The following is a 10,199-nucleotide window of genomic DNA, read 5'->3' on the forward strand; positions in this document are numbered from 1 at the left end:
TTATGTGGCAAACCTATCCGGATGATTTTGAATTATTGTATTATTGTCGCCAACATGATGACTGGGCATTTGAAATGATGTTACGGAAATATGAAGCGTTTTCAAGAAAAATTGTTAAGGAATGCATAGACACAAATAGTGGGTTAAATATATTTAAAGATGATTTTTTGATTGAAACATGGTTAATGTTAGTAGAAGCAATTGCGCTATATAGGGAAAAAGATAAATGTAGTTTTGGAACATTTTATTATAAATGCGCAATAAGCAAAGTTAAATCTCTAGTAAGACATCATTTGCGTGAAAAGAACTTATCTAACATTAACGCGTTATCATTGGATACAATAGTGGGTGATGATAGTGAGAAAGGTTATGTACTACAGGTGGCATCTGCTAATTCGTGTAGTAATCCAATTTATGCACTTGAATACAAAGAAACATGTCTTAGAGTTAAAGAGACACTTTCTAATTTAAAACCGCAGGATAAACAAGTGTTAGGGTTATATTTGGATGGGTATTCGTATAATAATGCATCGAGAATATTAGGGTGCGATGAAAAGGCGATTGATAATCGTTTGCAAAAGGTAAAGAAAGCTATTAAATTATGTATCTATGAAACAGATAAATAATATGTCATTATATAGTGTATATTTCATTGAAATGTACACTATTTTAACGGACAATAAAGACTTTAAAATAGATGTTTGTTGACTGCTTTAAGCCTTTATGTTAGAGTTAATAAGCAAGAAACTGAAAGGAGTTGTTTTAATCGTGGCAGGAAAAGAAGATAAAGTAATTCTTACTTGTACGGTGTGTTTGTCACGCAATTACACAACTCATCGTAATAAAAAGAGTTCTAATGAACGTCTTGAATTAAAGAAGTTCTGTAAAAAATGTGGGGAACACACCCTTCATAAGGAAACAAAGTAGGAGGACAATACAATGTTGAAATGGTTTAGTTTTAGTGGAGTAACAAAAGAGGCAAAACGTGTACGTTGGCCAAAGATGAAAGATTTAGTGTCTTCTACAGGTGAAGTTTTAATTTTCGTAGTATTTTTCGGAGCATTCTTTGTAGGATGTGAATTCTTAATTACATTCTTCCTAAAAATGATTGGAATTGGTGCATAGTATGACAGAAACAATGAAACCGTTTATTGATGAAACTGAAAAGAGATGGTATGTAGTTAATACATATGCTGGACATGAAAATCGTGTTAAAGAAAATCTTGAACGTCGTGTTGAATCGATGGGAATCTCAGATTATCTATTTAGAATATTAGTTGCTGAAGAAACAGAAATTGAATATAAAAATGGTAAAGAAGTTACAAAAATGAGAAACCTTTTCCCGGGTTATTTATTTGTTGAAATGATTATGACTGATGATGCGTGGTATGTTGTACGTAATACACCAGGTGTTACAGGATTTATCGGATCTTCTGGTGGAGGGGCTAAACCTTTCCCAGTATCACCGGATGAAATTGATTCAATTCTAAGAAGAATCGGACTTGGCGAAAGCGTTGTTAATGTTGATTTCACAGTTGGAGATACAGTTAAAATCTTATCAGGACCATTTACTGGTATGGAAGGTAGAGTCAATGCAATGAATGATCAAACTAAAATTGCATCAGTACTTACTATTCTATTCGGACGTGAAACACCAACTGATATTTCTTACTCAGATTTAGTTAAAGCTGAATACTAATAAAATATAAAGGAGCGAAAGCTCCTTTTGTTTTGGGCAAAATGATTGCGTAAGTTAAAATAAGATATTATTGTTGATATAGATATGGAGGTATGTTTATGAATTATGGAATTGATCAGAAGTATGTAAAAAAAGAGGGTGTAGAAGTAATTTATTTAGCTGGAGGATGTTTTTGGGGAGTTGAGAAACTTGTACAAAGTATCCCAGGAGTAATTGAAGGGACATCAGGATATGCAAATGGAAACACGGATTCACCTACATACCAACAAGTTTGTAATGGAGATACTGGCTTTAGAGAAACAGTCAGAGTTGAATATAATCCAAATGTAGTAAGTTTAGAAACAATACTTTATGCATATTTCTCAGTAATAGATCCAACTAGTGTTAATCGACAAGGCAATGATATTGGAACACAATATCAAACGGGCATCTATTATGCGGATGATAGAAGTATGGAAATTGTTAAAACAGTAGTTGAAACAGAAAAGGCAAGAACTGATAAGTTCAATGTAGAAGTTAAACCGCTAGATAATTTTTATGAAGCAGAAGAATATCATCAAAATTATTTGGATAAAAATCCAACTGGGTATTGTCACATTTCAAAACATGAGTTTAAAAGGGTTCAAGAACTAGTGGTAGATGCTTCGAAATACAAGAAACCTAGTGGTACTGAATTGAATAGCAAATTAACAGAGTTGGAATACAATGTTACTCAGAAGGCTGCTACAGAAAAACCATACTCACATGAGTATGATGAATTGTTCAAAGAGGGTATTTATGTTGATATAGTTACAGGTGAACCTTTGTTCTCATCGAAAGATAAATATGATAGTGGCTGTGGATGGCCAGCTTTTACAAAAGTAATTGATCAAAATACAGTTGTTGAAAAAACAGATACATCGCATGGTATGGTTCGCACAGAGGTAGTAAGTCGTGTAGGCAATTCACATTTAGGTCATAAGTTTAAATATGATAGTACATCACCAAATGGAATTCGCTATTGTATTAATGGATCTTCTTTAAGATTTATTGCTAAGGAAGATATGGAAAAAGAAGGATATGGAGATTTATTAGACATATTTGCATAAGAAACAGTAAAATATCCTTTATTTAAGGGATATTTTTCATTATTTTATTGACTGTAGCTCTACTTTGGGGTATTATGTTTAATGCACACATGTGCAATATTCATTGCGTGGGAGGGCTGCAACTAGTCCGTTAACCACTGCACTGACAACAAATTATAGGAGGTATGTCAAGTGAGTAAAAAAGTTGCAAAAATCTGTAAGCTTCAATTCCAAGCTGGCGGAGCAAAACCAGGACCAGCATTAGCTTCAGCTGGAATCAACATGCCACAGTTCTGTACTGCATTTAACGATGCTACTAAAGAACGTAGTGGAGACATCGTACCAGTAATCATTACTGCGTATGAAGACAAGTCATTCGAATTTGTATTAAAAACAACACCTGCTGCAGCGTTATTAAAGAAAGCAGCAAAAGTTGCAAAAGCATCAGGAAGCCCTAAGGCAGTTAAAGCAGGAAAGATCACATTGGACCAATGTAGAGAAATCGCTGAATACAAATTGCCAGATTTAAATGCTAATGATGTTGAATCAGCAATGCGTATTATTGCAGGAACTGCACGTAATATGGGAATTGTTGTAGAAGGCATGGAGGACTAATTTGATGGCTGGTAAAAAATATTTAGAAGCTGCAAAATTAATCGACAGCAGCAAAACATATAGCTATACAGAAGCAGTAGAACTTGCAAAGAAAACAAGTACTACAAAATTTGATTCATCAGTAGAAGTTTGTTTCAACTTAAATGTTGATCCACGTCATGCTGATCAACAAATCCGTGGAGCTATCGTGCTTCCAAACGGAACAGGTAAAACTCAAAAAGTTTTAGTTGTAACTCAAGGTGCTAAAGAACAAGAAGCTAAAGACGCTGGCGCAGATTTCGTTGGTGGAAAAGAAATTCTTGAAGATATTAAAAAAGGTTGGTTTGAATTCGATATTATCGTAGCTACTCCAGATATGATGGGTGAGCTTGGTAAATTAGGTAAAGTATTAGGTCCTAAAGGATTAATGCCAAACCCTAAAACAGGAACAGTTACTATGGATGTAACTAAAGCTGTTACTGAAATTAAAAAAGGTAAAATTGAATACCGTGTTGATAAAGAAGGTAACATTAATGTTGCAATCGGTAAAGTATCATTTACTGCTGAACAACTTGCTGAAAACTTCAAATCATTATACGATGTAATCGCAAAAGCAAGACCTGCTGCTGTTAAAGGAATCTACATGAAGTCAGTTACTTTAGCAACAACTATGGGTCCTGGTATCAAAGTTACTGCTGAATAGTTAATAAGAGAATGCACTTTAAAAGGCATTCTTTTTTTTGTAATTAGTGATTTATATAATTTGATACCTTAAGAAGCAAATAAGTAATGAAAATAATTAAAACATATGAAGTTAATACACAGAAAAGTAAATGAGAATGTTAAAAATCTACAGATAATTATTTGTTGTATGTAACTTTCTTGATATAATTTACATGAGGTGGATGCGATGAAGAAAATCAGTATTTCTGAATTAAATAATAATGTATTTGAATTAATCTCAAAGGACTGGGGCGTATTAACTGTTCAATGTGGTGATAAAGTAAACGGAATGACTGTAAGCTGGCTACAAATGGGGCATTTATGGAATAAAAATATTGTAACTGTATACGTACGTCCACAACGCTATACATATCAATTTATTAATGATGAGGAAACATTTTCATTAGCCTTCTTTGACGAAAAATATAAGAAAGAGTTAAGTTACTTAGGGACTAAATCAGGTAGTGATTTTGATAAAATAAATAATTGTAAAATGACAACTAGTTTTGTTAAAAATACACCGATAATAAATGAAGCAAAGCTTGTATTTGTGTGCAAAAAATTATACGTTCATGATTTAAAAGATAATGAGTTTGTTAATGACAATGTAAATCACGAAGCATATCCTGATAAGGATTATCATAGAGCATTTGTAGGAGAAATAATTGAAGTATTAAGCAATGAATAGGAGGATAGAATGCGTAAAATAATTGCGAGTTTATGTGTTCTATTAGTCTTAAGTGGTTGTAGTAAACAATCATCACAATTTGTAGAACCTGAATCAACACCTAGACCAAGTATTGAACCGTTAGAAACTGATAATTCTTTTATTAGCGAAGAATGGTATGATCGTTTTGAAATTTTCGAAGAGAATCGGGAGAATGCACATGCGAGTTTTACTCCTTATTCATCTAAGAAAGAAGCGCTTAAGATAGAAAAAACAAGCCTAGATGATCTAGACAAATATGCATCACCATATATTCAATCATTAAATGGAACATGGAAATTTTATTATGCATCAAAACCAGGGTTACGATTAAAAAACATTGCTGGATTAGATGCCTTTTCATATTGGGAAGAATGGGATACTCAATTAAATGATGAAATACAAGTTCCATCAAATATACAAACAATTAAAAATTCAGATGGAACATTTAAATATGAAACACCAATTTATATTAATCAAATCTATCCGTGGTTAAATTATGAAAATATTCAATGGGGTTGGCAAAATGTACCAGTAGCTCCTACTGCGTTTAATAGTGTTTCTCATTATAAACGTGATTTTGAATTAAATGATTCTATGAAAGACAGAAATATATTTATAAGATTTGAAGGTGTTGAATCTGCATACTATCTATATATCAATGGACAAAGAGTGGGTTATAGTGAGGATAGTTATACAACGTCAGAGTTTAATATTACTTCATATTTGAAAGAAGGTAAAAATACTATTGCTGTAGAGGTTTATCGATGGTCAACGGGAAGTTATTTTGAAAACCAAGATTTTATTCGGATGAATGGTATTTTTAGAGATGTATATTTAGTCTCGAAGGATGATGTAGAACTACGTGACGTATTTATTTCAAATACTTGTAATGACGATTATACGGAAGCTACTCTTAATATAGAATCGGCAATACGTAATCTTACAAATGAAGATAAACATAACTATTCTTTATCTTTTGATGTGTTTGAACAAAATAAAGAGCAATCAGTTTTAAAAGAACCAATAATTGTTAATATAACTGATTTAGCAAAATATGGTGAGATAAAAGATACAGGAGCGATAATTAATCAAGAAATTAAAATTGATAATCCATTACTGTGGAGTAGTGATAAACCTAATTTATACAGAGTTGTAGTAGAACTATTTGATGAGAATAATAAACTAATTGAAACCACGTGTATACGTACTGGGATAAGAAACATTGAAATTAAAGAAATAGATGGTATATCACAAATCCAACTTAATGGTAAAAAGATAATGTTAAAGGGTGTTAATCGTCATGAAACTAGTTTAGAGAATGGGCGATCTATAACAAAAGATGAAATATTAAAAGACCTACAAATTATGAAATCATATAATATTAATTCGTTTAGGATGTCACATTATCCTAATCAAACAGTAACCTATGATTTAGCGGATGAGTTAGGATTGTATATTGTTGATGAAGCAAATATTGAATCTCATATAGGCGAAAAGGAATTAAGTGTCCCAGGAAATAATCCGATGTACATACCATTAATACTAGATAGAACGATGAATATGGTAGAACGAGATAAGAACCATGCAAGTATCTTATTTTGGTCATTGGGAAATGAATCAACATATGCGGAATATCCAATGGATGAGAATTATCCATTTTATGTAAGTAGTCAATGGGTGCTTGATAGGGACCCTAGTCGTTTAAGAGTGTATGAAAGAGATAATCGTATAAATGGTACAAGAAAAGAATCGATTGTTGATGTTGTGAGTAGCCAGTATTGGACAGTTGATCAAATTAATGAATATGGACAAGAAGAAACAAATGCATTCTTTCAATCAGAGTATGCACACGCTATGGGGAATGCCTTAGGTAACTACCCAGAGTATTATGAGTTATATCGTAAATATCCAAATGTACAAGGTGGATTTATATGGGATTTTATTGATCAATCAGTTCTTACAAGCGATGCCCAAGGTAATACGTTTTTTGGGAATGGATATGATTGGAATACACCATTAACTGATGGGGATTTTTGTGGTAATGGAATTGTCAGTGCAAATAGAGTACCACAAGCAGAAATTGAAGAGGTAAAAAAAGTAAACCAGGATTTCTTATTTACATTAGATAACAATAAATTATCTATAACAAGTGAAAGTATTTCTAGTAACTTAAATGAATATAAAGTAGAGATACAATATTTTGAGGAAGGGAAATTAAAGGATAGTGAGATTTTAACGGATATCCAATGTGATCTAGAACCATTGTCTAAAAAAGAAATATTTATTCATATTCCAAAAATTAATGATACGGTTAAGGATGCCTATTTAAATGTTTATGTATCCTATAAAAATAACCAAAATTGGGCCAATGAATATGGTGGTAAAAAGGGTGATGTTTTAGCAAAAGAACAATTCATATTAAAAGAAACATTTCCAGAGTTAAGTATAAATAGAGATAAAAGTGTTGCTGTTGAGGAAGATGATAGTGAAGTAATGATAAGTGGTGAACACTTTGAGGTAAAGTTTAATAAAATTACAGGTACTATTAATAATTACACTTATAAAAATGAAATATTATTGGTAGAAGGATTATTGCCAAGTTTTTATCGTGCCCCAGTTTCAAATGATTTGGAATTCACAGAAGAAATTAAAAATGCATCAACAACATTTGTGCCTAATAAAATAAGTGTAAATAATGATGGTAAAATTGTTGAGATACATTGTGATGGATTAGTTAAATCAACCAACACTAACTATAGTATAAATTATACAATTGATGGTGATGGCAATATATTAGTAGAATCAAACATTGATGTACCGTCAATCAAATCGGTAAATGAAATAGCGAGAGTTGGCTTAGAAATGAAATTAGGTAGTACTGTAAAAAAATATGAAATGTTTGGTAAAGGTCCATTTGAGAACTATGTCGATAGGAATACAGCTGCATTCTTAGGGGTTTATTCTGGGAATATTAAGGACTCATTTAATAATACTTATCTTGTTCCACAAGATAGTGGAAATAAAACAGGTGTTAAATACTTGGTGGTAAAAGGGAAAAAGAATCATCTTACATTTAAATCTAACGTTGATTTAGCTATTAATATTTTGCCATATGAAGATTCAAAGATAGAGGATGCAGATCATTATTATCAACTAGTTGAGTTGGATACCCCAATCTTGCATTTAGATTTAGAACAACGTGGACTTGGTAATGCAAGTTGGGGAGCAGAACCACTAGATAAGTATAAAGTAAATCAAAATCAAACAGTGATAATGAAAGTGTTGATTAGTCCAAAATAAAAAGATCAACCTAATATGATAAAATCACTCCTTTCATAGTCAATGTTTTATTTATTTACATTGTCTACTTTAGAGTGATCTTATCAAACGGTCTACATTTCATAATCAATACAGCTACGTGATTCAACATAAGGTAAGATATATGTCTTAACGACATCTTGATGTAAAGGGTGATTTGAGTAAGATTGTAATAACTCTACTGTTTCAAATTCGCTGTTTAAACACATATCCATATTTGATGAGGGAAGTGGATTAACAATTAATTCTAATTTTGAAGCACAGGGTATTTTATGTATCAACGCTTCTAAATTAGTTTTTAAATTTTGTTTAATGACTTCTTTTTCTTGTGGTGAATATGTATCTTTTATTTTCCAAAATACTAAATGCTTAATCATAATGATCCTCCTAGTGTATATATTCTATTTTATCGTAAGTGCATATCTTTTGACAGTAGGAGTATGAAATCTTATACTTTAAACAGAACAAGGAGAAGTCTTATGAAAAAAAATAACTTTGTGCAATTTGGGTGTTGTTGCTCTTGTAGAATATGTTAAGCAAGAGTATTTTCATACTGACTTTTAGAATTATAGAAGATATGGATGCTCTTGATAGTTATTGAGAGCATTTTATTATGGAGGATAAAATATATGTTAGAAACGTTTTTAAATGGATATTTACAGATAAGTAATTGGACAACGGTGTTCTTTATATTATTATTTGTGATAGCGGTAGTATTACTTAAGTGGTTAGATAAGATTGAGTTTGATTATACAAAGATACTAATTTTATCTATGTTTGTAGGAATAATACTTGGACTTTTAGGGAATTGGTTAGCAGGAGAATGGCCTAGTATAAAACTTGAAGTTACAAGTTGGTATGGTTTAGTTGGCAATGGTTTCATGGATTTATTAAAAATGATTGCAGTGCCACTAGTATTTATTTCGATGATTCGTGTACTTATCACTACTAAGCATGACTTTAAAAAATTAGCAGTTAAAACAGTTATCGTGTTAGCATCAACAACAGTTATTGCATCAGTTGTAGCGATTTTATTGTCAGGTATGTTACCTCTTACGGATAGTTTAACTAAAGTGGCTGACTCTGAATATGCAATAAGAGAAGTAGGTACATTTGTAACAACATTAAGAGGTATGATACCTAGTAATATGGTAGACATATTTGCTAAAGGAAACATTTTAGCGGTTATTGTATTAGCGTTCATTTTAGGAGTATCGTTAAAAGCACTAGAAACTAAAAAAGAAGTTCAGCCACTATTACAATTAGTAGAGGCGGCTTATCAATTAATACGAAAAGTAGCAATATTTATTATGGATTTAATGCCATATGCAATAATTCCGTTACTTGCAAATGTTGTAATTACACAAGGTAATTCAACGTTATTGGGTGCTATTAATTTTATAGCTGTATTATATGCCTCAATCATAGTGATGTTTATTATTCATTTAATTATTGTTAAAATATTTAAACAACCGATTGGTGCATATTTAAAGGCAGTTAAGAGTCCGTTATTACTTGCATTTACTTCTAGATCAAGTCTTGGTACTCTTCCAGTGACAATTGACGCGATGACAACTAAATTGAAAATACCAAATGGATTAGCTGATTTGGTAGGTAGTTTTGGAGCTAATATGGGTATGAATGGATGTGCTGGTATATATCCAACACTAGTAGTAATTACCTTAGCGACAATGCTGAAAATTCCAATGGATATTTCATTCTTTATTATGTTAATCTTTGTTGTAGTATTGGGTTCATTTGGCATTGCGGGTATACCTGGTGCAGCTACAATGTCAGTAGCAATTGTATTAACAGGTATGGGGTTAGTTGAGTACTATCCGTTATTGGGTGTTATTTTAGCAATCGATCCAATCTTAGATATGGGTAGAACTATGTTGAATGTTAATGGAACTATCGTTGCAGGCGTAGTTGTAAATGAATTGGAAAAGAAGAAATAAGAGTTAGAATAAACAAGAACAGGTCAATTATAACGACCTGTTTTTTATTATGTGAGACAAAGTCGAACATAAAAATCACACGCTAAGCGTGTGAGAAAAGAAATGGCTTCTTGCCAAAAGAAAAAATCTCC

Annotated in this window: 11 protein-coding genes; 10 read left to right on the plus strand and 1 reads right to left on the minus strand. The window is 31.8% G+C overall.

Annotated elements, in window-relative coordinates; translation table 11 throughout:
* The first annotated feature begins 2 nt into the window (after window positions 1-2).
* The 9 genes from RR430_RS01090 to RR430_RS01130 all read left to right on the plus strand — a co-directional run bounded on the left by RR430_RS01090 (window position 3) and on the right by RR430_RS01130 (window position 8,092).
* Window positions 3-626: a sigma-70 family RNA polymerase sigma factor gene (locus RR430_RS01090; RefSeq protein ID WP_332488609.1), complete on the plus strand. Its 624-nt coding sequence runs from the start codon at window positions 3-5 to the stop codon at window positions 624-626.
* A 142-nt stretch (window positions 627-768) separates the two neighbouring features.
* Window positions 769-927 (plus strand): 50S ribosomal protein L33, encoded by a 159-nt coding sequence (gene rpmG, locus RR430_RS01095; protein WP_332488608.1) that lies wholly within the window; start codon window positions 769-771, stop codon window positions 925-927.
* A gap of 12 nt (window positions 928-939) precedes the next feature.
* Complete coding sequence (gene secE, locus RR430_RS01100) at window positions 940-1,125, plus strand: preprotein translocase subunit SecE (protein WP_332488607.1); 186 nt, start codon at window positions 940-942, stop codon at window positions 1,123-1,125.
* Window position 1,126: 1 nt separating this feature from the next.
* The gene (gene nusG, locus RR430_RS01105; protein ID WP_332488606.1) at window positions 1,127-1,699 is read left to right on the plus strand and encodes a transcription termination/antitermination protein NusG; all 573 of its coding nucleotides are present in this window, start codon (window positions 1,127-1,129) and stop codon (window positions 1,697-1,699) included.
* A 98-nt stretch (window positions 1,700-1,797) separates the two neighbouring features.
* Window positions 1,798-2,787 carry a peptide-methionine (S)-S-oxide reductase MsrA gene (gene msrA / locus RR430_RS01110; protein ID WP_332488605.1) on the plus strand — a complete coding sequence of 330 codons (990 nt, stop codon included), beginning with the start codon at window positions 1,798-1,800 and terminating at the stop codon, window positions 2,785-2,787.
* Between the two features lie 171 nt (window positions 2,788-2,958).
* Window positions 2,959-3,381, plus strand: coding sequence for a 50S ribosomal protein L11 (gene rplK, locus RR430_RS01115; RefSeq protein WP_332508561.1), 423 nt, complete (start codon window positions 2,959-2,961; stop codon window positions 3,379-3,381).
* A gap of 4 nt (window positions 3,382-3,385) precedes the next feature.
* The gene (gene rplA / locus RR430_RS01120; protein ID WP_332508563.1) at window positions 3,386-4,063 is read left to right on the plus strand and encodes a 50S ribosomal protein L1; all 678 of its coding nucleotides are present in this window, start codon (window positions 3,386-3,388) and stop codon (window positions 4,061-4,063) included.
* Between the two features lie 207 nt (window positions 4,064-4,270).
* Window positions 4,271-4,771, plus strand: a complete 501-nt coding sequence (locus RR430_RS01125) for a flavin reductase family protein (protein WP_332508565.1) — start codon at window positions 4,271-4,273, stop codon at window positions 4,769-4,771.
* A 9-nt stretch (window positions 4,772-4,780) separates the two neighbouring features.
* Complete coding sequence (locus tag RR430_RS01130) at window positions 4,781-8,092, plus strand: glycoside hydrolase family 2 TIM barrel-domain containing protein (protein ID WP_332508567.1); 3,312 nt, start codon at window positions 4,781-4,783, stop codon at window positions 8,090-8,092.
* Window positions 8,093-8,184: 92 nt separating this feature from the next.
* On the opposite strand, the gene RR430_RS01135 is transcribed toward RR430_RS01130, so the two are convergent.
* On the minus strand, window positions 8,185-8,487 hold the full coding sequence (locus RR430_RS01135) for a Dabb family protein (RefSeq protein ID WP_332488862.1): 303 nt from the start codon (window positions 8,485-8,487) through the stop codon (window positions 8,185-8,187).
* A 252-nt stretch (window positions 8,488-8,739) separates the two neighbouring features.
* Here RR430_RS01135 and RR430_RS01140 point away from each other — a divergent pair, with 252 nt between their 5' ends.
* Window positions 8,740-10,068: a cation:dicarboxylate symporter family transporter gene (locus RR430_RS01140; protein ID WP_332508569.1), complete on the plus strand. Its 1,329-nt coding sequence runs from the start codon at window positions 8,740-8,742 to the stop codon at window positions 10,066-10,068.
* The last annotated feature ends 131 nt before the right edge of the window (window positions 10,069-10,199 follow it).

Source organism: Anaerorhabdus sp. (assembly GCF_036641015.1).
In the GTDB taxonomy this organism is placed as follows: domain Bacteria; phylum Bacillota_I; class Bacilli_A; order Erysipelotrichales; family Erysipelotrichaceae; genus Anaerorhabdus.

Bases quoted from the DNA above. Each gene is read 5' to 3' on its own strand.
- nusG (WP_332488606.1), top strand. From the start codon at position 1,127: ATGACAGAAACAATGAAACCGTTTATTGATGAAACTGAAAAGAGATGG.
- RR430_RS01140 (WP_332508569.1), top strand. From the start codon at position 8,740: ATGTTAGAAACGTTTTTAAATGGATATTTACAGATAAGTAATTGGACA.
- rplA (WP_332508563.1), top strand. From the start codon at position 3,386: ATGGCTGGTAAAAAATATTTAGAAGCTGCAAAATTAATCGACAGCAGC.
- msrA (WP_332488605.1), top strand. From the start codon at position 1,798: ATGAATTATGGAATTGATCAGAAGTATGTAAAAAAAGAGGGTGTAGAA.
- RR430_RS01125 (WP_332508565.1), top strand. From the start codon at position 4,271: ATGAAGAAAATCAGTATTTCTGAATTAAATAATAATGTATTTGAATTA.
- RR430_RS01135 (WP_332488862.1), bottom strand. From the start codon at position 8,487: ATGATTAAGCATTTAGTATTTTGGAAAATAAAAGATACATATTCACCA.
- RR430_RS01130 (WP_332508567.1), top strand. From the start codon at position 4,781: ATGCGTAAAATAATTGCGAGTTTATGTGTTCTATTAGTCTTAAGTGGT.
- RR430_RS01090 (WP_332488609.1), top strand. From the start codon at position 3: ATGTGGCAAACCTATCCGGATGATTTTGAATTATTGTATTATTGTCGC.
- secE (WP_332488607.1), top strand. From the start codon at position 940: ATGTTGAAATGGTTTAGTTTTAGTGGAGTAACAAAAGAGGCAAAACGT.